Genomic DNA, 22,658 nt, shown 5'->3' on the forward strand with positions numbered 1-22,658 from the left:
TCGTCCGATCAGGCGTTGAGCGCGGCAGCCAGTTCCTGCACGCGGATGGCGGCGGCGATGCGCGCGGAGGCGTCGTCCGTCGGCAGGGAGAGGGCGGCGGCGCGCAGTTGCGGCACCAGGATCGTGGGCGGCAGGCCGGCGCGCTTGGTGGCGGTGGCGAGCGCCGCGGCAAGCCCGGCGACCGTGCCGCCGGGGGCCAGGATATCGGCAGCCTCGAGCAGCAGGGCGGCGCGGCTCGCGGCCTCGGCGGCAGCCTGCGCCACGGATTTCGCGCGGCGGATATCGCTGATCGGACCGGGATCCGTCGCGCCCGGCAGGCAGGCGCGCAGCCCGCCGGCGGCCTGGGCCTCGACGGCGGCGAACTGACGCAGCGCCTGCGCGATGGCGGCTGCCGCGTTCAGCAGGTCCTCGGGGCCGGGACCGCCGAAGAACTCTTCCACCACCATGGGCTCCATCAGGTGTTCTCCTGGGTGAGCAGCGCCACCCGCGTCATGAAATCCTCGGGCTTGCCCTGGGCCAGCTGGGAAGCGCCATCGGCCAAGGCATCGAGCAACGGCTCCACCCAGGTGTCCACCTTGGCGAAGTTGCCCAGCACATGGCCAGTCACGCGGTCCTTGTGGCCGGGATGTCCAATGCCAAGGCGGATGCGGCCGAAATCCGGCGTGGCCAAGGCGCGCTGCATGTCGCGCAGCCCGTTATGGCCGGCGGCACCGCCGCCCTTCTTCACCCGGACCTTGCCCGGCGCGAGGTCGAGCTCGTCGTGCCAGGCCCAGATGTCGGCGGCGGGAATCTTGTGAAAGCCGGCGGCGGCCTGAACCGCGTCGCCGCTGGCATTCATGTAGGTCATGGGCTTGAGGAGGAGGATCTTCCGCCCCCCAAGGGAGCCTTCCGACACCTCGCCCTTGAACTTGGACCGCCACGGGGAGAACCCGTGGCGGCGCGAAATGGCGTCCAGCGCCATGAAGCCGATATTGTGCCGCTGCTTCGCGTGTTCCGGCCCGGGATTGCCGAGCCCCACCCAGAGCAGCATGGCCCAACCTTACTTCTTCTTCGCAGGACCCTTGGTGGAGGCCGAAGCCGCTCCCGCCGGGTTCTTCTGCTTGGCGGCCTCAGGCGCGGCGGGGGCAGCGGCGGGCGCGTCCTCCACCACCGTCGGCGCGGCCAGCGTGGCCACCACGAAGTCACGGCCCGCGATCACGGGCTTGGTGCCGGCGGTTTCCTTCACGGCAGACCAGCGAAGGCTGTCACCGATCTTGGCCTCGGCCAGATCGATCTCGAACTTTTCCGGCACCGCATCCGGATCGGCCAGGACCTCGACCTCGCGGCGAACGACGTTCAGCACGCCACCCGCCTTGATGCCGGGGCAGGTCTCCTCGTTGAGGAAGGCCACCGGCACCTTCACGCGGATGCGCGCGCCGGGTGCGAGGCGTTGGAAGTCGATGTGCAGCGGACGATCCGTGACGGGATCGAACTGGATGTCGCGCATCAGGGCGCGCTCGGTCGGGCCGTCCTTGACCGCCACCTCATAGAGGTGCGACTGCCAGCCGCCCTTGTGCAATTCCTTCATGATGTCCCGGGGATCGAAGGCGACCAGGGTGGCCTCCTGCTTCGCACCGTAGACAACACCGGGGACAAGCCCCTCTCGCCGGGTCGCGCGCGCCGCCCCCTTACCGGCACGCCCGCGCGCCGCAGCTTCGATCCGGATGGTTTGGACCATGCCACTCGCTCCTATTCGGGTGTGTTTGCTTCCGCACAAACGGAAACGGGCGGCCTCCAGGGGTGCCACCTTGCAGGGGTGTCTAGGGGATCGGGGCTGGGACGCCAAGTCCCGAATCGCGCATGCCTTGTGGGTCATTGCGCAGGGCTTCGCCCCCTCCTCGCCCGATCGGCTGACTCTAATCGGCCTTCCGCTGCTGCGCCTCGATCTCATCCAAAATGGTGCCCGGCTGCACAACGCGCGTGATCTCGTCCACCTCGTCGCTGGAAGCGGCGACGCCAAGATGCTGCGCGATGCCCGCCACGATCTGCGCCAGCTTGGTGAGCTCCTGCTCGGCCAGCATGCTGATCTGGAGGTCGAGGTCTGCTCGCTTCTCCTCGGCGGCGGCGCTGCGATTCTGGCTGATGAGCACGAAGGTCGACAGGAAGATGGCCTCGACCGAGGCAATCATGGCCAGCGTCACGAAGGACGGGTCGAAGGGGTGCAGGCCCGGCAGAAGCCCCAAGTTGGCTATGATCCACCCACCATAGATGACCAGGTGCAGATAGACGAAGCGCATGCTGCCGACGAAGCCGGTGATAGCCTCCGCGACGCGCTCTTCCCGGGTTGCGGTACGAGCCTCCTCGCGGCGGCGCTCCTCGATGGCCCGGATGTTCTGCCGGAGAGAGGGACTCAGCTCTTGATCGGACTGGCCCGATGCGGCGGCCGGCATGGCGGCGTTTCCTTGAAGCGACGCAGGAACTAAGCCGCTGGGGAGCGCCGGGTTTCGTCCGCTCCGTCGACCATTCCCGCATACGCCGATTCAAGCGCAAAGCCCGGCGCGGATCGATCGGCGGGCCGGACGATCAGGAATCGGCGCTGCGCTGTCCGCTTGGGTGCAGGGCTCCGTCCCGACAGCCGACGAGGCTCATGCTGCCGGACGTGCGACGCAAGATGGGGCCCGGAAACCCGGGCGCGCCACAGTGCCCTCAAGCCGCCCTTGCCGCAGGCACGCCCCGCACCCGCCCACCCGGCAGCGCGCCCGGAATGGCGGCCGCCATGTCGGCCGCGGCGATCAGCCGCAGCCAATTCATCCCGGTCTCGACGCCCATGCGGCCGAACATCCAGACCGCGTCCTCCATGGCCGTGTTGCCCGTGGCACCCGGGGCGTAAGGGCAGCCGCCGATCCCGCCCGAGCCCGCGTCGAAGACCCGGCACCCGGCCTTCCAGGCGGCGGCCATGTTGGCGAGGCCCATTCCGTAGGTGTCGTGCCCGTGGAAGGCGAAGCGCGGCCCCCAGTGCTCGATGGCGTGGCGCATCAGCCGCCCCACCTGGTCCGGCGCCGCATTGCCCGTGGTGTCGCAAAGCGCGACCTCCATCTCCGGGTGGAGCGCCTGGATGCGCTCCACCCATTCCAGCGCCTCCGCCTCGTCCACCACGCCCTCGAAGGGGCAGTGGAAGGTGCAGGAGAGGTTGAAGCGGATCTTCGTGCTCTTGGGCGTGTCGCGCACGATGGCAGCGAGGTCGGTGAAGCTCTCCACGCGGGTCCGGTTGAGGTTGGCCTTGTTGTGCCCCTCCGTCGCCGACATGAAGAGGCCCAGCCGATCGGCGCCGGCCGCGATAGCGGTCTCGAAGCCGCGGCGGTTGGGCACAAGCACCGTGCATTCGAGCCCCTCCAGCTGCTTCGCGACCTTCAGCACCTCCCCGGTATCGGCCATCTGCGGGATGGCGCGGGGGCTGACGAAGCTCCCGACCTCCATGCGGGTGACGCCAGCCTCATGCAGGGCACGGACAAGCGCGATCTTCGTCTCGGTCGGGACGAAGCTGGTGATCGGCTGCAGCCCGTCGCGCGGGCTGACCTCGGAGAGCGTGACCTTCATCGGGTTTCCCCCAGCAATTCGTGAAACACATGGTCGTTGTCCGCGCCGGCCGCACGTCCCGTCCATCGGACCATGTCCGAGGGCGCGACGCCATCCAGCCGGAAGGGCGGCGCAGGATGCAGCACGGGGCCGAGCAGCGGGTCCTGCACCTCCATCACCATCTCGCGGGCGCGGAAATGCGGATCGGTGGCGCAATCGGCGATGTCGTAGAGGCGCGAGCACGGCACCTCGGCGGCTTCCAGCGCCGATTCGGCGGCAACCGCCGGGAGCGTCCTCGTCCACTCGCCGATAGCGGCGTCGAGTTCGCCAGCATGGGCGCAGCGGCCGCCATTGGTCGCCATGCGAGGATCCGCGGCGAGTTCCGGGCGGCCGATCATCTCCATCAGCCGCCGGAAGATCAGGTCCGAATTCCCGGCGATGCAGAGCCATTTCCCGTCGCCGCAGAGATAGGTGTTGGTGGGCGCCGCCGTCGGGATCGCCGCGCCGGCGGGCTGACGGACCCAGCCGAAGAGCCCGTGCTCGGGCAGCATGCCCTCGGTGAGGCTGAAGACGCTGCTCACCAGGTCGAGGTCCAGGATCCGGCCCTGACCCGACCCGCGGTCGCGGCCCCAGCAGGAGGAGACCAGAGCCAGCGCAGCGTACATGCCGGCCAGATCGTCGCTGATGGAGACGCCGCAGCGGGGCGGCGGATGGTCGGTCACGCCCGGATTGGCGGTGAGGTGGCGCAAGCCGCCCATCGCCTCGCCGATCGCGCCGAAGGCGGGCTTGTCGCGATAGGGACCGTCCTGCCCGTAGCCGCTGATGCGCGCTATCACCAGACCGGGATTGTCGGCCTGCAGAACGGCGGGGCCGAGGCCGATCCGCTCCAGGTAGCCAGGGCGGAAATTCTCCACCATGGCGTCGGCGCGGCCGCAGAGCGCCTTCACGCGCCGCTTCCCCTCCTCGCTCTTCAGATCGAGCGTGACGGAGAGCTTGTTGCGGCCATGAACGCTGAACCAGACGGAATGCCCGTCCTTCTGCGCCCCCCAGCCCCTGAATGGATCGCCCCCGGGCGGCTCGACCTTGATGACCTCGGCACCCAGATCGGCCAGCAGCCGCGTGCAGAAGGGAGCGGCGATGTAATGGCCGAGCTCCACGATCTTCATTCCTTGCAGCGGCAGCATGCGTCATCCCCCAACGGCTCAAAGTGGATAGCGAAAAGCCGGGCCGTGCGGAACCTCGTGAGATTTTTCGATGACGCTAACCGGGCGTTAAGCGCCCCGCCGCTTTATGGCTCCGGGAGCTGTCCCTCCGACGCTCCCGCCTCTCAAGGATCGCTCCCGGCCAGGCAGCGTCCTGACTTCAGGGGGCGGATGCCCCTGTCCGCCCCCTGCTTTTCGTGCAGGGTGGCCTGGGCCAAGCTGCGGCCGTCAAGCACGAGAGAACCCCGATGGATGACGCAACCCTGGCGGCACTGATCCGCGCCGCCGGCCTGGAAGAGACCGCGCGCGAGTTCCCGGACGACGTGCGCGACGCCCTGGCCACCGTCGCCCGGCAACGCGCCGCCCTTCCACGCAGCAGTCATCCCAGGCTGGAGCCCACGCCCGGCTATCTGGCGCCCCGCCGATGAGCGCGCCGCACCAGCTCAGCCTCGCCGAGGCCAGCACGCAGATCGCCGCGCGCAAGCTCTCGCCCGTGGAGCTGCTGGAGGATTGCCTGGCGCGCATCGCCGCGCAGGATCCCAAGCTCAACGCCGTCATCCGCCTCACCGAGGAGGAGGCGCGCGCCGGCGCCCAGGCGGCGGAGGAGGAGATCGCGCGGAGCGGGCCCCGCTCGGCGCTACACGGCATCCCGGTCGGGATCAAGGACATCATCGACCTCGCGGGCCATCCGACGACCTGCCATTCCCGCCAACGCCTGGATCACAGGGCGGATCAGGACGCCACGGTCGTTGCGCTGCTGCGCGCTGCGGGCGCCGTCTTCCCGGCAAAGCTCGCCACGCACGAGTTCGCGATCGGCGGGCCGGCCTTCGACCTGCCCTTTCCGCCCGCGCGCAACCCCTGGAACCCGGCGCACCATCCGGGCGGCTCCTCCTCCGGCTCCGGCGTGGCGGTGGCGGCGCGCATGATGCCGACGGCGCTCGGCACCGACACGGGCGGCAGCGTGCGTCACCCGGCCTCGCATTGCGGCCTCGTCGGGCTGAAGCCGACCTATGGGCTGGTCTCGCGCGAGGGCGTCTTCCCCCTCGCCTTCTCGCTCGACCATGTCGGCCCGCTGACCCGCACGGTGCAGGATTCGGCACTGATGCTGAACGCCATGTCCGGCGGGCGCGAGGATTTTTCCCGCGACCTCGGACGCGGGCTGAAGGGTCTGCGCATAGGCTTCGTCCGCCATTTCCATGAGGCCGACATGCCGGCCGATGCCGAAATGGCGGAGGCCCTGGAGACCGCATCGAAGCTAATGGAGGCCGAAGGCGCCGTTATCAGCACGATCAGGCTGCCACCGCTCAGCGAATTCGCCGCCGTCAACCGCACCATCCTCCAGTCCGAGGCGGCCGTGGTGCATGAGGAATGGCTGAAGACCCGCCCCAGCTTTTACGCCGGCGTCACGCGTCGCCGTCTGCTGCCGGGCCTTTTCATCCCGGCCGTGGACCTGATGCACGCCGCGCGCGACCGGACGAGGCTGATCGCCGCCGTAGAGACTGCCTTCAACGAGGTGGACCTGCTCCTCACGGCCAGCAGCATGGATCCCGCCTGCCGCATCGATGACGAGGAGGCGGTGGAGCGCACCTATCCGCGCCAGGCGCGCACGCCCTTCAACGTGACCGGCCATCCGGCGGTGACGGTCATGGCCGGCCTGTCCTCGGGCGGCCTGCCGCTCTCGCTCCAGCTGGCGAGCCCTTCCTTCAGCGAGGCGCTGCTGCTGCGCGCGGCCGAGGGCTACGAACGCGCCGCCCCCTGGAAGGACCGGGCCCCGCCGCTCGATGTCTGATCCGCTGGTCCCGAAGGGCGCGGTCGTCACCGTTGGGCTGAAGAGCGAGGCGGCGCTCTTGCCCAAGGGCACGCGCATCCTTGTCTCCGGCGGCGCGCCGGCCCGGCTCGCGGCGCTGCTGGAGGCGCTGCCGGGCGACGTGACGGGCGTGCTCTCCTTCGGCATCGCCGGGGGGCTGGCGCCGAACGCGGCCACGGGCGACGTCTTCGTCGCCACGGCGCTGCGCTCGCTCTCCGAGAGCCTGCCGGTCGATCCGGCCTGGCGCGCGGCGCTCGTGCGACGGACCTCGGCGGCCTCGGCGATCCTGGCGGCGAGCGACACGCTGCTCGCCTCGGTGGAGGCCAAGCGCGCCCTGCATCGCGCGACGCGCGCCACGGCCGTGGACATGGAAAGCGGCGTCGCCGCGCGCTTCGCGCTGGCGCGCGGCATCCCCTTCGCGGCGCTGCGGGTGGTGGCTGACGGGCCGGGGGATGTCCTGCCCGGCGCGGCCGCGGTCGGGCTCCGGCCGGACGGGTCGCCCGCGCCGCTGCGCGTGCTCGCCGCGCTCGCCCGCCGGCCCTGGGAGCTGCCGGCGCTGATCCGCCTCGCCAAAGCGAGCGCGGCCGCGCACGAGGCCTTGCGCCGGGCCATCGCCTGACCTCTGGCGCCGGCGCTTCTCGGCTGATCTTGCCGGCAGTCGGCCTGCCGCCTATGCCGGAATGAATCTGGAGGAAGACCCATATGCACCGCCGCGCGCTCCTCGCCGCCGCCACCTCGGGCCTGGCCTGGCCCGCTTTTGCGCAGGATTGGCCGAATGCGCCCGTGCGGGGCATCGTCCCCTTCGCCGCCGGCAGTGCCACCGACATCGTTGCCCGCCTCTTCGCCGAGCGCATGCGCGAGGTCCTCGGCCAGCCCTTGGTGGTCGAGAACCGTGCTGGCGCCTCGGGGCTCATCGGCGCCGAATCCGTGGCCCGGGCGGCGCCGGACGGGCTGACCGTGCTCTTCGGCACCAACTCGACCAATGCCGCAGCCAACGCCCTCTTCCGCCGCGTGCCCTTCGACATGGAGCGCGACTTCGCCCCGGTCTCGCTGCTCGCCACGGTGCCGCTGCTGGTGGCGGTACCGCAGAACAGCCCCTACCGCACGCTGAATGACCTCCTGGCCGCCGCGCGCGTCCGGCCCGAAGCGATCTCCTATGCCTCCACCTCCGCCTCGCAGCGCGTGGCGACGGAGATGCTGGCCTCCATGGCCGGCGTGAAGATGCTGCACGTGCCCTACCGTTCCTCCCCGCTCGCGGTGCAGGACCTTGTCGCCGGCCGCGTCGACGTCTTCGTGGCGGATCAGGCCGTGATCCTGCCCTCGACGCAGAACGGCCAGCTCCGCGTGCTGGCGGCGACCACCAAGACGCGCTCGCCGCAGCTTCCCGACGTGCCCACGGTGGCCCAAGCCGCGAATCTTCCGGACTACGAGCTCTTCGCCTGGTTCGTGATGGTGGTGCCCGCGGCGACGCCCGCGCCGGCCATCGCACGCCTGAACGCCGCCGTGCGGCATGCCGCGGCCAATGCCGAGCTGCGCCAGCGCCTCGGCGACACGCTCGGCATGGCGGTCAGGCCCTCCTCGCCGGAAGAGGCCGCCGCCTTCGTCCGCAGCGAGACGGTCAAGTGGACGAACGCGATCCGCGCGGCCGGGATCGAGCCCGAGTAGGCCAGCCTACTTCGACGCGGCGCCGAGCCGGTTCTGGAGAAGATCGACGCATGTCGCGCCGATACGCCGAGCCGTCATCGGCGCATCCGCCGCATGCCGCGCGCGGGATCCGACCGATCGCGCCTCCAGTGCAGGAACAGCGAGGAGAGGCGCGCACAGCTGGCTATCGAGGTTCATTTCACGCGGCGGCGTCATACCGCCGGGACGGAGCAGGAACGGATTCGCCTGTCACGTCGGAAATTTGGCGCACCCGGAAGGACTCGAACCTCCAACCCCCAGATTCGTAGTCTGGTGCTCTATCCATTGAGCTACGGGTGCTTGCCGTGGGCCGGGGAAATACCGCTCCCGATCGAGGCGCGCAACCCCCCGATCCGAGCTTTGTCGCGAAAAGGAAATCAGACGGCGATCTTGTCGAGCTCACGGACGACGCTCTCACCCATCACCGCCGTGCTGATGCGCGCCATCCCCGCCTGCATGATGTCCGCAGTCCGCATTCCGCCGGCCAGGACCTGCTCCACGGCGCGCTCGATCAACCGCGCATCCTCCTCCATGCCGAAGGACCAGCGCAGCAGCATCGCGAAGGAGAGGATCTGCGCGCAGGGATTCGCGATGCCACGACCGGCAATGTCCGGCGCCGAGCCATGGATCGGCTCGTAAAGCGCGTAGCGCTTCCCGTCCGCGCCCACGGCGCCCAGCGTGGCCGAAGGCAGCATGCCCAGGGAGCCCGTCAGGGCCGCCGCAAGGTCGCTAAGCACGTCGCCGAAGAGGTTGGAGGCCAGGATCACATCGAACTGCTTGGGGCGCGAGCAGAGCTGCATGGCGGCATTGTCCGCGTACATGTGCTCCAGCTCGACATCGGCGAATTCGGCCTTGTGGACCTCGCTGACCACGGCGCGCCAGAGCCGGCCGCTCTGCATGACATTGGCCTTCTCGGTGCTCGTCACCTTGTTGCGGCGCTTGCGGGCAAGGTCGAAGGCGACCCGCGCCACGCGCGCGATCTCGTCTTCCGAATAGACTTCGGTGTCGATGCCGACGCGCTTGCCGCTGGAGTCGGTGTGCACGCCGCGCGGCTCGCCGAAATAGATGCCGCCCGTGCTCTCGCGCACGATGATGATGTCGAGGCCCCGCACGACATCGGCCTTCAGCGAGGAAGCATCGGCCAGCGGATCGAACACGATGGCCGGGCGCAGATTCGCGAAAAGGCCGAGATCCTTGCGCAGGCGCAGGATGCCGAGCTCGGGACGGCGGTCGAAGGGGAGGCTGTCCCATTTCGGCCCGCCCACGCTCCCAAACAGCACGGCATCCGCGTCGCGGGCCGCAGCGACGGTCCGATCGGGACACGGCGTGCCTTCCGCATCGAGCGCCGCGCCTCCCACGAGGCCCTCCGTGATCTCGAAGCTCACGCGGCGGCGGCGCTCCATCCAGTCGATCACACGGCGCACCTCGGCCATGACCTCGGGGCCAATCCCGTCCCCAGGAAGGACGAGCAGCTTCTTGTTCGCAGGCATCAGGATTCTTTCAGGCGTAGAGCCAGGGCTGCGCGGCGCGCTGACGCGCCTCGAAGCTGTCGATGGCGGGCTTGTGCTGCAGCGTCTGGCCGATATCGTCGAGTCCGTTCAGTAGGCAGTGCCGGCGGAACGGATCGATCTCGAAGGGGATCTCCTCGCCATTCGGACGCACCACCACCGAACGCTCCAGGTCCACCGTGAGACGGGCGTTGCCGCCCAACCTCGCATCGTCCATCAGCTTCTCGCAGATCTCGCGCGGCAGCCGGATGGGCAGGATGCCGTTCTTGAAGCTGTTGTTGTGGAAGATGTCGGCGAAATCCGGCGCGATGACGCAGCGGATTCCGAAGTCCAGGAGCGCCCATGGCGCATGCTCGCGCGAGCTGCCGCAGCCGAAATTCTCGTAGGCAATAAGGATCTCGGAGTTGCGGTAGGCGGGCTGGTTCAGCACGAAGTCCGGCTTCTCCGAGCCGTCCTCGTTGAAACGCATATTCGCGAAGAGATGCTGGCCGAGCCCCGTGCGCGCGATCGTCTTGAGGAAGCGCGCCGGGATGATCTTGTCGGTGTCGATGTTCGCCGCCGGAAGGGGCGCGGCGACGCCGGTCAGGGTCGTGAAAGGCTTCATGGATCAGGCGCTCCCTACGGGTTGCCAGTCGCGTACATCGGCCAGGTGACCGGCCAGCGCTGCCGCGGCGGCCATGGCGGGCGAGAGCAGGTGCGTACGACCGCCCGGCCCCTGGCGCCCCTCGAAGTTGCGGTTGGAGGTGCTGGCCGAGCGCTGGCCCGGCGTCAGCTTGTCCGGGTTCATGCCGAGGCACATCGAGCAGCCCGCCTCCCGCCATTCGAAGCCGGCATCGAGGAAGACGCGGTCCAAACCTTCCTGCTCAGCCTGCAGCTTCACCAGGCCCGAGCCCGGCACGACCATGGCGCGCACGCCCTCGGCGACATGACGGCCCTTGGCGATGGCGGCGGCGGCGCGCATGTCCTCGATGCGGCTATTGGTGCAGCTGCCGATGAAGACGACGTCCACCTTGAGGTCGGTCAGCTTCTGCCCGGGCGTCAGGCCCATGTATTCGACCATGCGCTGAAGCTGGGCGCGGCGCGTCTCGTCCACCGCCGCCGCGGGATCGGGCACCGATGCCGTGATGGGGGCCACATCCTCGGGGCTGGTGCCCCAGGTCACCATGGGCACGATGTCCTCGGCGCGGAGGAAAACCTCCTTGTCGAAATGCGCGCCTGGGTCGCTCGGCAAGGTCGACCACCACGCCACGGCACGGTCGAAAGCCTCGCCCTTGGGCGCGAAGGGCCGGCCCTTCACATAATCGAAGGTCGTCTGGTCCGGCGCCACCATGCCGGCGCGCGCGCCGGCCTCGATGCTCATGTTGCACACCGTCATGCGGCCCGCCATGTCGAGCGCACGGATCGCCTCGCCGGCGAACTCGATCACATGGCCAGTGCCGCCGGCCGTGCCGATCTTCCCGATGATCGCCAGCACAATGTCCTTGGCCGTGCAGCCGAGCGGCAGCTGGCCGTCGACCGTGACGCGCATGTTCTTCGCGGGCTTCTGCAGCAGCGTCTGCGTAGCGAGCACGTGCTCCACCTCGCTCGTGCCGATGCCGAAGGCGAGCGCGCCCATGGCGCCGTGGGTCGAGGTGTGGCTGTCGCCGCAGACGATGGTCATGCCAGGAAGCGAGAGTCCCTGCTCCGGCCCGATCACGTGGACGATGCCCTGCCGCGCGTCGAGCAGCGGGATGAAGGGCACCCCGAACTCGACGACATTGTGCTCGAGCGTCTCGACCTGCAGGCGGCTCTCGGGATCCAGGATGCCCGTGCGGCGCGTCTCGTCGGTGGCGATGTTGTGATCGATGACGGCCATCGTCGCATCCGGGCGATGCACCGGGCGGCCGGCGACGCGCAGGCCCTCGAAGGCCTGCGGGCTCGTCACCTCATGAACGAGGTGGCGGTCGATGTAGAGGAGCGCGGTGCCGTCGGGCAGTGTGTCGACGACATGATGCGCCCAGATCTTGTCGAACAAGGTGCGCGGCTTTTCGGCGCTCATTTGCATTTCCCCCAAACCGGGTATCGATCAAAAAAGGCCGCGCCTCGCGGCGCGGCCTGCGAGAGGGCCTCAGGCCTCCTCGGCTTCCTTCGAGGCGGCAGCCGGTGCCTGGGTCCGCAGACCCAGCTTCTCGGCGATGCGGGCCGACTTACCCGTGCGGCCACGCAGGTAGTACAGCTTGGCGCGACGCACCTTGCCGCGGCGCACCACGGAGATGTCCGCAATCGCCGGAGAATGCAGCGGGAAGACGCGCTCCACGCCCTCGCCGTAGGAGAGCTTGCGCACCGTGAAGTTGCTGTGCAGGCCGCGGTTGGACCGCGCGATCACGACGCCCTCATAGGCCTGGGTGCGGACGCGCTCGCCCTCGACCACCCTGACCATGACGCGAACGGTATCGCCCGGCGCGAAGTCCGGAACGGGACGCGTGGCGACGAGGCGGGCCTTCTGGTCGGCGTCGAATTGCTGCAACAGGTTCATGGGCTTAGTCCTTTCAGGATAGGGATTTAGGCTGCGGCGCCGCCGCCGGCAACCTGCATTCGGGTCCAGAGGTCAGGCCGGCGCTCGCGCGTCACGGCCTCGGATTGCTGCCGCCGCCAACGGGCCACCTCGGCATGATGGCCGGAGAGCAGCACCTGCGGCACGGCGCGGCCCTGCCATTCGGCGGGCCGCGTATATTGCGCGTATTCGAGCATGCCGGCGCTGTGACTCTCCTCGACGGCGCTCTCGGCCGCGCCCATCACGCCAGGCAGCAGGCGGACGCAGGCATCGAGCAGCGTCAGCGCCGCGAGCTCGCCACCGGAGAGCACGTAGTCGCCGATGGAGACCTCCATCATGCCCCGGGCCTCGATCACGCGCTGATCGACGCCCTCATAGCGGCCGCAGAGCATCACCACGCCGGCTCCCGCGGCGAGCTGCTGCACCAGCTTCTGGTCCAGCAGCCTACCGCGCGGCGTCAGGTAGATCAGCGGGCGGGCGTCCCCCGCCGGCATGGCCGCGGCAATGGCCGTGTCCACCACGTCGGGACGCATCACCATCCCGGCGCCGCCGCCGAAGGGCGTGTCGTCCACCGTGCGATGGCGGTCCAGCGCATGCGCGCGGATGTCGCGCGCCTCGCAGGACCAGATGCCCTCGCGCAGCGCACGCCCCGCCAGGGACACGCCAAGAGGTCCGGGAAACATCTGCGGGAAGAGCGTCAGGACGGTGGCGGACCAGCTCATGCCGCCCCCTGCCCATCGACCGGAGCCTCTCCCACGACGATCTCTGCCGGCGGCACCACGGTGATCCGCCCCCCATCCAGATCGATGGCGGGAACGGCCGCGCGCGTGAAGGGAACCAGCCGCTCGGGCGGCCCCTCCAGGACGAGAAAGGCCCCTGCCCCGTGATCCTCGACCGCGCGGACGCGGCCCAAGGGAGCCCCTGCCTCGGTGAAGGCCGACAGCCCCTCCAGGTCGGAGAGATAAAACTCGTCCGGATCCTCGGTGGGCGGCAGCGCAGCGCGCGACGCGTAGAGCCGCGTTCCGGTGAGCCGCGCGGCGGCGTCCCGATCGGCCACACCCTCGATCCGCGCCAGATCGGCCGCGACCAACTCCAGCGCGAAGTGCCTGGTGCCGCTCTCATCCGTCAGTGGGCCATAGGCGGTCAGGCCTTCCGGCTCGGCGGTGAAGCTGCGGACGCGCACCAGGCCCCGCACGCCGTGCGGCCTCCCGATCTCGCCCAACAGGACCTTCCCGCCCGCCATCTGCCTTCAGCCCGATGCCTTCAGATCAGCGCGCAGCGGCCGCGGCGCGTTCCTGCGCCTTCTTCTTCGGCGCCGACTGCTTGGGCTGCTCGGGGAACACGGGCATCTCGATGATGCCGGCCTTGCCCAGGAACTTGGCGACGCGGTCGGTCGCGAGCGCGCCCTTGCCGAGCCACTCCTTGATCTTCTCTTCCTGCAGGCGGATGCGATCCTCGTGCTCGGCCGGCAGCATCGGGTTGTAGCTGCCCAGCTTCTCGATGAAGCGGCCGTCGCGCGGCGAGCGGCTGTCGGCCACCACGATGTGGTAGTAGGGGCGCTTCTTGGCGCCGGCGCGGGCAAGGCGGATCTTAAGGCCCATTGGGCTCTCTCCTCAGGTAAAGCTTGGGAAGGGGTTCGGCCGGCTCATCTCAGAACGGCCTGCGGCCTTGGGGGAGGAGCGCGGCGAGCCCGCCACGCATCAGCCCCTTCTGGCCCATCTTGTTCATGCGCTTCATCATGTCGCGCATGTCCTCGAACTGCTTGAGCAGCTTGTTCACCTCCTGCACGGAGGAACCGGAGCCGCTGGCGATGCGCTTCTTGCGCGACGCCTTGATGATCTCGGGCTTGCGGCGCTCGCCGACCGTCATGCTGCCGATGATCGCGGCCTGACGCTTCAGGATCGACTGATCCAGATTGGCGTCGCCGAGCTGCTGCTTGATCTTCTGGGCGCCCGGCAGCATGCCCATGATGCCCGAAAGATTGCCCATCTTGCCGATCTGCTTCAGCTGGCTCGCATAGTCCTCGAGGCTGAACTGCCCCTTCTGCATGCGCGCCGCGAGCTTCTCGGCCTCGGCCTGGTCGATGGTCTCGGCCGCGCGCTCCACGAGCGAGACGATGTCGCCCATGCCGAGGATGCGGTTGGCGATGCGGTCCGGGTGGAAGTCCTCCAGCGCGTCGAGCTTCTCGCCCGCGCCCAGCAGCTTGATGGGCGCGCCGGTCACGGCCCGCATGGAGAGCGCCGCGCCGCCGCGCGCATCGCCGTCGACGCGCGTCATGACGATGCCGGTGACGCCGACGCGCTCGTTGAAGGCGCGCGCGGTGTTCACCGAATCCTGCCCCGTCATGGCGTCCACGACGAGCAGCGTCTCATGCGGCTTCACCGCGGCCTTGACGGCGGCCACCTCGTCCATCAGCGCATCGTCGATCGCGAGGCGGCCGGCGGTGTCGAGGATGACGATGTCGTAAAGCTCGCGCCGGCCGAGATCCATCGCGCGCTCGGCGATCTGCAGCGGCGACTGACCGGCGATGATGGGCAGGCTGACGACTTCGGCGCGCTCCGCCAGCTGAGCAAGCTGGAGCTGGGCGGCCGGGCGATGTACGTCCAGGCTGGCCAGCAGCACCTTCTTCCGCTCACGCATGCGCAGGCGGAGGGCGATCTTGCCGGAAGTGGTCGTCTTGCCCGAGCCCTGCAGGCCGACCATCAGGATCGGCACCGGCGAGGCTGCGTTCAGGTCGAGCCCACGGGGCCCCTCATCGCCACCGCCCAGCGCCTCGACCAGCGCGTCATGGACGATCTTGACGACCTGCTGGCCGGGCTGGATCGAGCGGATGACCTCCTGCCCGACGGCCCCCTCGCGAACCTTGGCAATGATATCGCGGACGACCGGCAGCGCGACATCGGCCTCGAGCAGGGCCACGCGCACCTCACGCAGCGCATCGGAGACATCGGCCTCGGACAGCGCGCCACGGCCGCGCAGCCGGTCGAACACCCCTTGAAGCCTGTTGCCCAACGCCTCGAACACGCGAAAGCCACTCCAAACAAAATCGCGCCGCTGCGCGATACTCGCGGAGCGACGGGGATCCCGCCTCATGCGGGACCCAAGCCGGACGATCCCGGCAAGAGGCGCCTAAACCCCACACCGCGAAAAGTCAACAGAGAACGGGACGCCGCGCCGCTGGCTCGGCTTCGACCGCTACTTCGGCGCCAGCACCATGATCATCTGCCGGTTCTCGAGCCGAGGCATGGACTCGACCTTCACCAGCTCGACCAGCTCAGCCCGGATCCGTTCCAGCAGTTTCACGCCGAGCTCCTGGTGGGCCATCTCCCGCCCCCGGAAACGCAGGGTGACCTTCACCTTGTCGCCCTCGCCGATGAAGCTCTTGGCCTGCTTCATCTTCACGTCGTAGTCATGGTCATCAATGTTCGGGCGAACCTTGATTTCTTTGATTTCGACGACCTTCTGCTTCTTCCTGGCCTCGTTGGCCTTCTTCTGCTGCTCGTACTTGAACTTTCCGTAGTCGGTGATCTTGCAGACAGGCGGCACCGCATTCGGGCTGATCTCGAGCAGGTCAAGCCCCGACTGGTACGCCTTGTACAGCGCATCGCGAATACTCATCACGCCAAGCATCTCGCCCGCCTCGTCAATCAGGCGCACCTGCGGAACACGGATCTCCTCGTTCACGCGGGGCCCCTCGCGTGAGGGGGGCGTCGGGGGCATAGGGCCTCGTGCTATGGTCGTCTCCTGTCTCAGTTACGGCAAATCAGGCGCGCGTTATGGAACGTGGCGCGTCACGCTGCAACAGCATCCGCAGGCAGGTCACCCATATCGGGAGGGGTCGCCTCCTTTGCCAGATGGTCCACCGCCTCCGCCAGAGAAAACACCTCCTGCTCCCGCCCTGGCAGGCGGCGGAGCACGACTTGGCCGAGTTCGGCCTCCCTGCGGCCCAGAATCGCAAGGACCGGGACCCGCTGCTCGATATGATCCACCACCTTGCGATTGATCTTCTCGTTCCGCAGGTCGAGTTCCACCCGCAGCCCGGCCTTAGCGAAGGCGGCCTTCACCTCTTGCGCATAGCTGTCGGCGTCCGAAACGATGGTCGCCACGACCACCTGCACCGGCGCCAGCCAGAGCGGGAAGCGCCCGGCGTGCTGTTCGATCAGGATGCCCAGGAAGCGCTCGAAGCTGCCGAGGATGGCGCGGTGCAGCATGACGGGCCGCTTGCGCGTGCCGTCCTCCGCGACATAAAGCGCGTCCAGCCGTTCCGGCATGACGAAATCCACCTGAAGCGTGCCGCATTGCCAATCCCGGCCGATGGCGTCGCGCAGGACGAATTCCAGCTTCGGCCCGTAGAAAGCGCCCTCGCCCGGGTTCAGCTCGAATTGGACACCGGCAATGGAGCACGCCTCCTTCAGCGCGCCCTCGGCGCGGTCCCAGGTGGCGTCGTCGCCGGCGCGCACATCCGGACGGTCGCTGAACTTCACCCGAAAATCGACGAAGCCCAGATCCTTGTAGATGCCGGAAAGGAGCGCCACGAAGCGGACCGTCTCCGCCGCGATCTGGTGCTCCTCGCAGAAGATGTGGGCGTCGTCCTGCGTGAAGGCCCGCACGCGCATGATGCCGTGCAGCGCGCCAGAGGGCTCGAAGCGATGGCAGGCGCCGAACTCCGCCATGCGAAGCGGCAGCTCACGATAGCTGCGCAGGCCCTGGTTGAAGATCTGCACGTGGCAGGGGCAATTCATTGGCTTGAGCGCATAGATGCGATCGGCCTCGTCCTTGTCCTCGACCTTGGCCTGGAACATGGCGTGGCGGAACTTTTCCCAATGGCCCGAAGCCTCCCACAGCCGCCGGTCGACAAGCTGCGGGGTCTTCACCTCCTGATAGTCCGCCGCGTCCAGCCGGCGGCGCATGTAGTCCTCGACGGTGCGATAGAGCTTCCAGCCCTTCGGATGCCAGAAGATGCTGCCGGTCGCCTCTTCCTGAAGATGGAAGAGGTTCATCTCCTTGCCGATGCGGCGGTGGTCACGCTTCTCCGCCTCTTCCAGCATGTGGAGATAGGCGTCGAGTTCCTTCTGGTCGCGCCAGGCGGTGCCGTAGATGCGCGACAGCACCGGGTTCTCCGGCTTGCCGCGCCAATAGGCGCCGGCGACCTTGGTCAGCTTGAAGGCACCGCCGATATCGGCCGTACTGCGCATGTGCGGACCGCGACAGAGATCTATCCAATCGCCCTGGCTGTAGAGGCTGATGGTTTCGCCCTCGGGCAGATCCTGGATGAGCTCGACCTTGAAGCGCTCCCCTTTTCCCTTGAAGAGCTCGATCGCCTCCTCGCGGCTCACCACGCTGCGCTGGAAGCGGGCGCCACGGCCGATGATCTCGCGCATCTTCGCCTCGATGGCGGCGAAGTCCTCGGGGGTGAAAGGCTCGTTGCGCGCAAAGTCGTAGTAGAAGCCGTTCTCGATCGACGGCCCGATGGTGACCTGCGTTCCCGGGAACAGCTCCTGCACGGCCTCGGCCAGAACATGGGCGGTGTCGTGCCGGATCAGGTCCAGCGCCTCGGGATCCCGGCGGGTAATGAAGCGCAGCGAGGCATCGGACGCGATCGGCTCGGAAAGGTCGGCGAGCTTGCCATCTATCTCCATGGCCAGCGCCGCCTTGGCCAGACCAGGGCCGATGGCCGCGGCCACCTCCGTGCCGGTCACCGCGCCGTCGAACTGGCGGATCGAACCGTCGGGAAGGGTGATCGCGGGCATCTAGATTTCTCTTGCTATGTCTGGCGTGGAAGCGAACGGCGGACCATGGGGAGACGGCCTTGCCCGGTCAAGGCCCGGTGATTGCCCGAAAGGCCCCGAAGCTGCAAAATCAGGCATGTCCCCAATGCCCGAATTGCGTAGCGCTCTCTTCCTCGATTTCGACAACCTGATCTCGGGCTTGCGGGATGGCGCCGGCAGCGAGGTCGCGCTGCGCTTCGCCCAGCAGCCGGAAACATGGCTGGAACGGCTGCTCGGCGATCGGCCCCGCCGGGCGCTGCTCCGCCGATGCTATATGAACCCGGCCGGCAGCCTCGATGACGAGGACGGCTCCCGCTTCCGGTATTCGGAGTTCCGGTGGGCTTTCATGGCCGCTGGCTTCGAGGTGATCGACTGCCCCAAGCTCACCCGGCTGAAGAACGCGGCGGATGTCCGCATCGCGCTCGACGCGATGGAGGCCATGCTGTCCCCCGCGCATTTCGACGAATTCAACCTTCTCTCCACCGATTCCGATTTCGTGCCCCTGTTGCTGCGGCTGCGGGCCGCTGATCGGCGCACGAGGCTCGTGGCCCATCCGGAGGTGGGACGCATCGTCCGATCGGCCGCCGACGAGGTGATCGGGCTCGACCTGCTCGCGGGCTGGCTCGGCTGGCAGGCCTCACCGGAGCCGGGGAAGCCCTTTGGCGGGCAGGTGGCCGCGGACCTGCTGGGCGTGGTGCGGGACATTATGTCGGACGCCCAGGACCCGGTGCACGTTCCTCATCTCGGGCAGATGGTGCGGAACCGGACGGGACGGACCCTGCGCGGCAGCGACTTCGCGGGCTACGGCTCGCTTGATGCCTTGCTGGCCGCGGCCGGGGGCTTCGTCCGGCGCGACGGGCCGGGCGGCGGCCATGTGCTGCGACCGGAATGGGCCGATCAGCCGCCGGCGGCCTGAAGCACTTCGTCCACCGACAGCCCGGAGATGGGCTGCCGTCGCAGGATCGTCACCGCCTGTCCGCGCGGCGCGCAAAGGGCAGGTTCGCTCTCGGACCCGAAGAGCGCGACCGTCGGGCATCCGATCGCCGCCGCCAGGTGCGTGGGGCCGCTGTCATTCCCGATCGCCAGATCCGCCCGCCGCGCCACCGCCGCGAGTTGCCGCAGGTCCGTGCGTCCGGTGAGGTCGACGGCCTGCGGCGCCAGCCGCCGGATTTCCGCCGCCAACGGGGCCTCGCCGGCGACGCCGCAGACCACCGTGGGCAGGTCGAGCCGCGCCGCCAGCGTGCCGAACCGCGCGGCAGGCCATCGCTTCCCCGGGCGAGCCGCGGATGCGCCGGGAAGCAGCAGCGCGAAACGGGGCAGCAGGCCCAAGGCCGAGACATCCGTGTCCAGCCAGCCGAGATCCGGCCTCGGGAAATCGGTGATCCCGGCCGCGACCAGCTGCCCGCGTTGCCGGTCCACCGTGTGCAGGAGATCGCGTTGCGGGTCTGCATCCGGGTGAGAGGCGCCGCGCGCGATGCCCGACCACTCGGCCCCGCGCCCGACGAACATCCGGTATCGCGAGGACCTCCCGGAGGTCTGCAGGTCGTAGACACGGTCGAAACCCGCATCCCGAAGCTTTCGGGCCAGACGCAGGACGGCGGCGAGGTTCCACCAGTTGGGCCGCCCCTCGGACCATACCCGGTCGAACCAGGGACTTTCAGCGGCAAGCGTCGCGAATAGCCTCGTCGTCAGAAGCGTGATCTCGGCGTCGGGATGGTGCTTCCGGATTGCCGCGAAGGGACCGAAGGCCTGCACGAAGTCCCCCAGCGCGGCGAGTTTGATGACAAGAATTCGCTCGGTCACAGCAATTCCCGATACACGGCCAGAGTCGCGTTCTGCATCGCCTCGAGCGTCGGCACGCCGCGGCGGGCGGCCTCGCCTATCGCCGCCAGTTCTTCCGCGCGCATCGCCAGCACGCGAGCGATGGCGTCCGACAGCGCGACCGCATCGCCTGGCGGGATCAGCCAGCCGGTGACGCCGTCCTCCACCGTTTCGCGCGGCCCGCCGAGATCCGATGCGATGACCGGCCTGCCCAGGGCCTGCGCTTCCGTCACGGTCCGCCCGAAGGCCTCGGGCTCCGTGCTGGCATGGATCACCACGTCCGCGGCGAGCATGGCCGCCGGCATGTCCGAGACATGGCCGGCAAAGCGGAGACGACCCGCAACGCCGCGCCCTTCCGCCAGGGCGCGAAGCTCCTCGACGTATCGCTGGCGGCCCGCCACATCGCCGGCGAGAACGGCGACCACTCCGGGCAGACGGTCCAATGCCCGGATGAGCACGTCGTGTCCCTTCCAACGCGTCATGCGCGCGGGCAGCAGCGCGACCTGGGCGCCGTCGGGCAAGGACCATGCAGCGCGCAGGGCGGCGACGCGCGACGGCTCCACCCGCGCGGCGTCGAAACGGCGGGGGTCCACGCCGCGTGGGATCACGCGGATCCGTTCCCCATCGCCATAGAGGCGCCGGATGTGGTCGGCGATATGCCGGCTGATGGCGATGACCCGCTCCCCACGCGCCATCACCGAGTTGTAGAGCCGCTTTCCGGGCCAGCCCTCGCCATAGGTGCCGTGGTATGTGGTGACGAAATGCGCCCCGCTCCGCCGCGCCGCCCGCAGGGCGGACCAGGCGGGGGCCCTGGAGCGCGCATGGATGATGGAGACCTGTTCCCGGGTCGCGATCTCCGCCAGACGGGCAGCGTTGCGCCAGATGCCCATCGGCGACTTGGTGAGGAGCGGGAGCGTCACATGCGTGGCCCCCAATGCCTCCAGTTCCGGCACGAGCCGTCCACCGGCCGATGCGACGATGGCCCGGTACCCTGCGGCCGCGATCGCCTCTGCGATCTCCAGCGTTCCGCGCTCCACGCCGCCCGACTCCAGAGCGGGCAGGACCTGCAGGATGGCGGGAGGGCGTGACATATGGCGCGTTGCTAATCCCGGGCATGGACGACGGCAACCATGCATGCCATCCGAGGGCCATGCAGGAACGCAGCGGCACTCTCGGCGAAACGCCCCTCGCCTATCGCGCCTTGGCGGGGAAGGAGCCCGGCGTGGTCTTCCTGGGCGGCTTCCACAGCGACATGACCGGCAGCAAGGCGGCCTATCTCGCGGAATGGTGCGCCACCCGAGGCCGGGCCTATCTGCGCTTCGACTACAGCGGCCATGGCGCCTCGGGAGGCCGCTTCGAAGATGGGACCATCGGCGGCTGGCTCGCGGACGCCGCAGCTGTGCTGGCGGAGCTGACCAAGGGGCCGCAGATCCTGATCGGCTCCTCGATGGGGGGCTGGATCGCCCTCCTGCTGGCGCTACGCCATCCGGAGCGCGTGGCGGGCCTGATCGGCATCGCCGCGGCGCCCGACTTCACGGAAGAGCTGATGTGGGCGCAATTTCCGCAGTCCGTCCGCGATCAGATCCAGCATGAGGGATTCTGGACCAGGCCCAGCGCCTATGGGGACGGCTACCCGATCACGCGCGCGCTCATCGAGGACGGGCGGGACCACCTGATTCTCGGCGGACCGATCACCCTGGACCGGCCCGTCCGATTCCTGCACGGTCAGGACGACCCGGATGTGCCGTGGCAGCACAGCCTGCGCCTCGCGGAGCGCATCACCAGCCGCGATGTCGAGGTGACGCTGATCAAGGGCGGCGATCATCGGCTCTCGACCCCGGACAATCTCGCGCTACTGGGACGCACCCTCGGCGCGCTCCTGAGCGAGAATGGCACGTAGACCTTCCCGATAACTGGGATAGGCCCATTCGAGACCAAGAGCTGCCTTCGTGTACGCATTGCTGACGCGGCGATTCTCGGCCCAGAAACTTCGGCCCATTTCGCTCATTCCGGCCCAGGCCTCGGCGAAGGCCATGCTGCGGGGCGCTGCGACGCCGAGAAGACGGGCGGCTTCGGCCGTGACCTCGGCCGGTTCCGCGGGCTCGTCATCGGCGAGGTGAAGGATCCGGGTGCCGGTTCCCGATGAGCTCGTCAGGGCTGCCAGCACCGCCCGGGCGATGTCGTCCCGATGGATCCGGCCGAAGGCGTGGCCGGGACGGGCGACCCGGCGCGCCGTTCCGGCGCGCAGGTCGTCGATCGTGCTGCGGCCCGGCCCGTAGATGCCGGCGGTGCGGAAGATGTCGACCGCGACACGGGACTCCAGCGCCGTCCATTGGCACTCCGCGGCCAGCCGCCTTTCGCTCCGAGGCTGGGCCGGCGCGGGCGCGGCCGTCTCGTCCACCCAGGCACCCCCGCGATCGCCGTAGACGCCCGTGGTGGAAAGATAGCCGGCCCAGCGCAGCGGCGCGGTGCGCAGAGCTTCCTCGTGAAGCCTCCAGACCGGATCGCCCGCCGGGCCAGGGGGGGCGGTGACGACGAGATGGGTCGCGAGGGCGTAGGGCGCCGGATCGGCGAAGCTGACCAGTTCGACCCCCCGGGGGGCGGAGGCTGCCGCTGGCTCACGCGCCGTCGCCAGCACGCGCAGGCCGGCGCGCAAGGCGAGCAAAGCGATGGCGGTACCGCTGTAGCCCAGGCCGACCACGAGAAGGGTCGTGTTCAAGTTCATGGGGCAATCTGTCCTCTGGTGCCGCCTCGCGCCAGCGCCCGACCGGTTCGAAGCTC

At 69.0% G+C, this 22,658-nt stretch carries 25 protein-coding genes and 1 tRNA gene; 6 read left to right on the plus strand and 20 right to left on the minus strand.

Annotated elements, in window-relative coordinates:
* Positions 1-8: 8 nt before the first annotated feature.
* From EJV46_RS18095 to EJV46_RS18120, 6 genes are all read right to left on the minus strand, one after another.
* Positions 9-455 (minus strand): hypothetical protein, encoded by a 447-nt coding sequence (locus tag EJV46_RS18095; protein WP_131550092.1) that lies wholly within the window; start codon positions 453-455, stop codon positions 9-11.
* On the minus strand, positions 455-1,030 hold the full coding sequence (gene pth, locus EJV46_RS18100) for an aminoacyl-tRNA hydrolase (protein WP_131550093.1): 576 nt from the start codon (positions 1,028-1,030) through the stop codon (positions 455-457). Before pth ends, EJV46_RS18095 begins: the two co-directional genes overlap by 1 nt.
* Positions 1,031-1,039: 9 nt before the next feature.
* Positions 1,040-1,717 (minus strand): 50S ribosomal protein L25/general stress protein Ctc, encoded by a 678-nt coding sequence (locus tag EJV46_RS18105; protein WP_131550094.1) that lies wholly within the window; start codon positions 1,715-1,717, stop codon positions 1,040-1,042.
* 178 nt (positions 1,718-1,895) lie between these two features.
* Complete coding sequence (locus EJV46_RS18110) at positions 1,896-2,429, minus strand: DUF1003 domain-containing protein (RefSeq protein WP_131550095.1); 534 nt, start codon at positions 2,427-2,429, stop codon at positions 1,896-1,898.
* 256 nt (positions 2,430-2,685) lie between these two features.
* On the minus strand, positions 2,686-3,576 hold the full coding sequence (locus EJV46_RS18115) for a hydroxymethylglutaryl-CoA lyase (RefSeq protein WP_131550096.1): 891 nt from the start codon (positions 3,574-3,576) through the stop codon (positions 2,686-2,688).
* Positions 3,573-4,739 (minus strand): CaiB/BaiF CoA-transferase family protein, encoded by a 1,167-nt coding sequence (locus EJV46_RS18120; protein WP_131550097.1) that lies wholly within the window; start codon positions 4,737-4,739, stop codon positions 3,573-3,575. Before EJV46_RS18120 ends, EJV46_RS18115 begins: the two co-directional genes overlap by 4 nt.
* 266 nt (positions 4,740-5,005) lie before the next feature.
* Here EJV46_RS18120 and EJV46_RS18125 point away from each other — a divergent pair, with 266 nt between their 5' ends.
* The 4 genes from EJV46_RS18125 to EJV46_RS18140 all read left to right on the plus strand — a co-directional run bounded on the left by EJV46_RS18125 (position 5,006) and on the right by EJV46_RS18140 (position 8,229).
* Positions 5,006-5,185 (plus strand): hypothetical protein, encoded by a 180-nt coding sequence (locus tag EJV46_RS18125; RefSeq protein WP_131550098.1) that lies wholly within the window; start codon positions 5,006-5,008, stop codon positions 5,183-5,185.
* Positions 5,182-6,546, plus strand: coding sequence for an amidase (locus EJV46_RS18130; protein WP_131550099.1), 1,365 nt, complete (start codon positions 5,182-5,184; stop codon positions 6,544-6,546). Before EJV46_RS18125 ends, EJV46_RS18130 begins: the two co-directional genes overlap by 4 nt.
* A complete protein-coding gene (locus EJV46_RS18135) occupies positions 6,539-7,183 on the plus strand; it encodes a nucleoside phosphorylase (protein WP_131550100.1) in 645 nt (214 codons plus the stop codon). Before EJV46_RS18130 ends, EJV46_RS18135 begins: the two co-directional genes overlap by 8 nt.
* Before the next feature lie 83 nt (positions 7,184-7,266).
* Positions 7,267-8,229, plus strand: a complete 963-nt coding sequence (locus tag EJV46_RS18140) for a tripartite tricarboxylate transporter substrate binding protein (protein WP_131550101.1) — start codon at positions 7,267-7,269, stop codon at positions 8,227-8,229.
* Between the two features lie 242 nt (positions 8,230-8,471).
* Here the strand turns inward: EJV46_RS18140 and EJV46_RS18145 are convergent.
* The 11 genes from EJV46_RS18145 to thrS form a co-directional block, all read right to left on the minus strand.
* Positions 8,472-8,547 (minus strand) — tRNA-Arg (locus tag EJV46_RS18145).
* Between the two features lie 77 nt (positions 8,548-8,624).
* Entirely contained in the window at positions 8,625-9,737 is a 1,113-nt protein-coding gene (leuB, locus tag EJV46_RS18150) for a 3-isopropylmalate dehydrogenase (protein WP_131550102.1), read from the minus strand.
* Positions 9,738-9,747: 10 nt separating this feature from the next.
* Complete coding sequence (leuD, locus tag EJV46_RS18155; protein WP_131550103.1) at positions 9,748-10,359, minus strand: 3-isopropylmalate dehydratase small subunit; 612 nt, start codon at positions 10,357-10,359, stop codon at positions 9,748-9,750.
* A gap of 3 nt (positions 10,360-10,362) precedes the next feature.
* The gene (leuC, locus tag EJV46_RS18160) at positions 10,363-11,793 is read right to left on the minus strand and encodes a 3-isopropylmalate dehydratase large subunit (protein WP_131550104.1); all 1,431 of its coding nucleotides are present in this window, start codon (positions 11,791-11,793) and stop codon (positions 10,363-10,365) included.
* Positions 11,794-11,862: 69 nt separating this feature from the next.
* Positions 11,863-12,270, minus strand: a complete 408-nt coding sequence (gene rplS, locus EJV46_RS18165; RefSeq protein WP_131550105.1) for a 50S ribosomal protein L19 — start codon at positions 12,268-12,270, stop codon at positions 11,863-11,865.
* Between the two features lie 26 nt (positions 12,271-12,296).
* Positions 12,297-13,010, minus strand: coding sequence for a tRNA (guanosine(37)-N1)-methyltransferase TrmD (gene trmD / locus EJV46_RS18170; RefSeq protein ID WP_131550106.1), 714 nt, complete (start codon positions 13,008-13,010; stop codon positions 12,297-12,299).
* Positions 13,007-13,531 (minus strand): ribosome maturation factor RimM, encoded by a 525-nt coding sequence (rimM, locus tag EJV46_RS18175; RefSeq protein WP_131550107.1) that lies wholly within the window; start codon positions 13,529-13,531, stop codon positions 13,007-13,009. The genes trmD and rimM overlap by 4 nt, the downstream gene beginning before the upstream one ends.
* A gap of 25 nt (positions 13,532-13,556) precedes the next feature.
* Positions 13,557-13,889, minus strand: coding sequence for a 30S ribosomal protein S16 (rpsP, locus tag EJV46_RS18180; RefSeq protein WP_131550108.1), 333 nt, complete (start codon positions 13,887-13,889; stop codon positions 13,557-13,559).
* Positions 13,890-13,938: 49 nt separating this feature from the next.
* Positions 13,939-15,312, minus strand: coding sequence for a signal recognition particle protein (ffh, locus tag EJV46_RS18185; protein ID WP_131550109.1), 1,374 nt, complete (start codon positions 15,310-15,312; stop codon positions 13,939-13,941).
* Positions 15,313-15,483: 171 nt separating this feature from the next.
* The gene (infC, locus tag EJV46_RS18190) at positions 15,484-16,008 is read right to left on the minus strand and encodes a translation initiation factor IF-3 (RefSeq protein WP_131550110.1); all 525 of its coding nucleotides are present in this window, start codon (positions 16,006-16,008) and stop codon (positions 15,484-15,486) included.
* 71 nt (positions 16,009-16,079) lie between these two features.
* Positions 16,080-18,038, minus strand: coding sequence for a threonine--tRNA ligase (gene thrS, locus EJV46_RS18195; protein WP_131550111.1), 1,959 nt, complete (start codon positions 18,036-18,038; stop codon positions 16,080-16,082).
* A gap of 25 nt (positions 18,039-18,063) precedes the next feature.
* Between thrS and EJV46_RS18200 the strand changes: the two genes are divergently transcribed.
* Positions 18,064-18,972, plus strand: a complete 909-nt coding sequence (locus EJV46_RS18200) for an NYN domain-containing protein (RefSeq protein WP_165585600.1) — start codon at positions 18,064-18,066, stop codon at positions 18,970-18,972.
* Here the strand turns inward: EJV46_RS18200 and EJV46_RS18205 are convergent.
* Entirely contained in the window at positions 18,954-19,865 is a 912-nt protein-coding gene (locus EJV46_RS18205; protein ID WP_165585602.1) for a glycosyltransferase family 9 protein, read from the minus strand. The genes EJV46_RS18200 and EJV46_RS18205 overlap by 19 nt on opposite strands.
* The gene (locus EJV46_RS18210) at positions 19,856-20,968 is read right to left on the minus strand and encodes a glycosyltransferase family 4 protein (RefSeq protein WP_131550114.1); all 1,113 of its coding nucleotides are present in this window, start codon (positions 20,966-20,968) and stop codon (positions 19,856-19,858) included. Before EJV46_RS18210 ends, EJV46_RS18205 begins: the two co-directional genes overlap by 10 nt.
* 59 nt (positions 20,969-21,027) lie before the next feature.
* On the opposite strand from EJV46_RS18210, the gene EJV46_RS18215 reads away from it, so the two are divergent.
* Positions 21,028-21,777 carry a carboxylesterase gene (locus tag EJV46_RS18215; RefSeq protein WP_131550115.1) on the plus strand — a complete coding sequence of 250 codons (750 nt, stop codon included), beginning with the start codon at positions 21,028-21,030 and terminating at the stop codon, positions 21,775-21,777.
* Here the strand turns inward: EJV46_RS18215 and EJV46_RS18220 are convergent.
* Entirely contained in the window at positions 21,730-22,602 is an 873-nt protein-coding gene (locus EJV46_RS18220) for an SDR family NAD(P)-dependent oxidoreductase (RefSeq protein ID WP_206020861.1), read from the minus strand. The genes EJV46_RS18215 and EJV46_RS18220 overlap by 48 nt on opposite strands.
* Between the last annotated feature and the right edge of the window lie 56 nt (positions 22,603-22,658).

Source organism: Roseococcus sp. SYP-B2431 (assembly GCF_004336745.1).
Classification (GTDB): domain Bacteria; phylum Pseudomonadota; class Alphaproteobacteria; order Acetobacterales; family Acetobacteraceae; genus Roseococcus.

What these genes read in the sequence shown, in the direction of transcription:
- EJV46_RS18140 (WP_131550101.1), top strand. Translation starts at nt 7,267, where the DNA reads ATGCACCGCCGCGCGCTCCTCGCCGCCGCCACCTCGGGCCTGGCCTGG.
- EJV46_RS18105 (WP_131550094.1), bottom strand. Translation starts at nt 1,717, where the DNA reads ATGGTCCAAACCATCCGGATCGAAGCTGCGGCGCGCGGGCGTGCCGGT.
- EJV46_RS18115 (WP_131550096.1), bottom strand. Translation starts at nt 3,576, where the DNA reads ATGAAGGTCACGCTCTCCGAGGTCAGCCCGCGCGACGGGCTGCAGCCG.
- EJV46_RS18135 (WP_131550100.1), top strand. Translation starts at nt 6,539, where the DNA reads ATGTCTGATCCGCTGGTCCCGAAGGGCGCGGTCGTCACCGTTGGGCTG.
- rplS (WP_131550105.1), bottom strand. Translation starts at nt 12,270, where the DNA reads ATGAACCTGTTGCAGCAATTCGACGCCGACCAGAAGGCCCGCCTCGTC.
- rpsP (WP_131550108.1), bottom strand. Translation starts at nt 13,889, where the DNA reads ATGGGCCTTAAGATCCGCCTTGCCCGCGCCGGCGCCAAGAAGCGCCCC.
- infC (WP_131550110.1), bottom strand. Translation starts at nt 16,008, where the DNA reads ATGCCCCCGACGCCCCCCTCACGCGAGGGGCCCCGCGTGAACGAGGAG.
- EJV46_RS18220 (WP_206020861.1), bottom strand. Translation starts at nt 22,602, where the DNA reads ATGAACTTGAACACGACCCTTCTCGTGGTCGGCCTGGGCTACAGCGGT.
- EJV46_RS18210 (WP_131550114.1), bottom strand. Translation starts at nt 20,968, where the DNA reads ATGTCACGCCCTCCCGCCATCCTGCAGGTCCTGCCCGCTCTGGAGTCG.
- EJV46_RS18125 (WP_131550098.1), top strand. Translation starts at nt 5,006, where the DNA reads ATGGATGACGCAACCCTGGCGGCACTGATCCGCGCCGCCGGCCTGGAA.
- rimM (WP_131550107.1), bottom strand. Translation starts at nt 13,531, where the DNA reads ATGGCGGGCGGGAAGGTCCTGTTGGGCGAGATCGGGAGGCCGCACGGC.
- EJV46_RS18130 (WP_131550099.1), top strand. Translation starts at nt 5,182, where the DNA reads ATGAGCGCGCCGCACCAGCTCAGCCTCGCCGAGGCCAGCACGCAGATC.
- EJV46_RS18095 (WP_131550092.1), bottom strand. Translation starts at nt 455, where the DNA reads ATGGAGCCCATGGTGGTGGAAGAGTTCTTCGGCGGTCCCGGCCCCGAG.
- EJV46_RS18120 (WP_131550097.1), bottom strand. Translation starts at nt 4,739, where the DNA reads ATGCTGCCGCTGCAAGGAATGAAGATCGTGGAGCTCGGCCATTACATC.
- pth (WP_131550093.1), bottom strand. Translation starts at nt 1,030, where the DNA reads ATGCTGCTCTGGGTGGGGCTCGGCAATCCCGGGCCGGAACACGCGAAG.
- thrS (WP_131550111.1), bottom strand. Translation starts at nt 18,038, where the DNA reads ATGCCCGCGATCACCCTTCCCGACGGTTCGATCCGCCAGTTCGACGGC.
- leuC (WP_131550104.1), bottom strand. Translation starts at nt 11,793, where the DNA reads ATGAGCGCCGAAAAGCCGCGCACCTTGTTCGACAAGATCTGGGCGCAT.
- leuB (WP_131550102.1), bottom strand. Translation starts at nt 9,737, where the DNA reads ATGCCTGCGAACAAGAAGCTGCTCGTCCTTCCTGGGGACGGGATTGGC.
- EJV46_RS18215 (WP_131550115.1), top strand. Translation starts at nt 21,028, where the DNA reads ATGCAGGAACGCAGCGGCACTCTCGGCGAAACGCCCCTCGCCTATCGC.
- EJV46_RS18110 (WP_131550095.1), bottom strand. Translation starts at nt 2,429, where the DNA reads ATGCCGGCCGCCGCATCGGGCCAGTCCGATCAAGAGCTGAGTCCCTCT.
- leuD (WP_131550103.1), bottom strand. Translation starts at nt 10,359, where the DNA reads ATGAAGCCTTTCACGACCCTGACCGGCGTCGCCGCGCCCCTTCCGGCG.
- trmD (WP_131550106.1), bottom strand. Translation starts at nt 13,010, where the DNA reads ATGAGCTGGTCCGCCACCGTCCTGACGCTCTTCCCGCAGATGTTTCCC.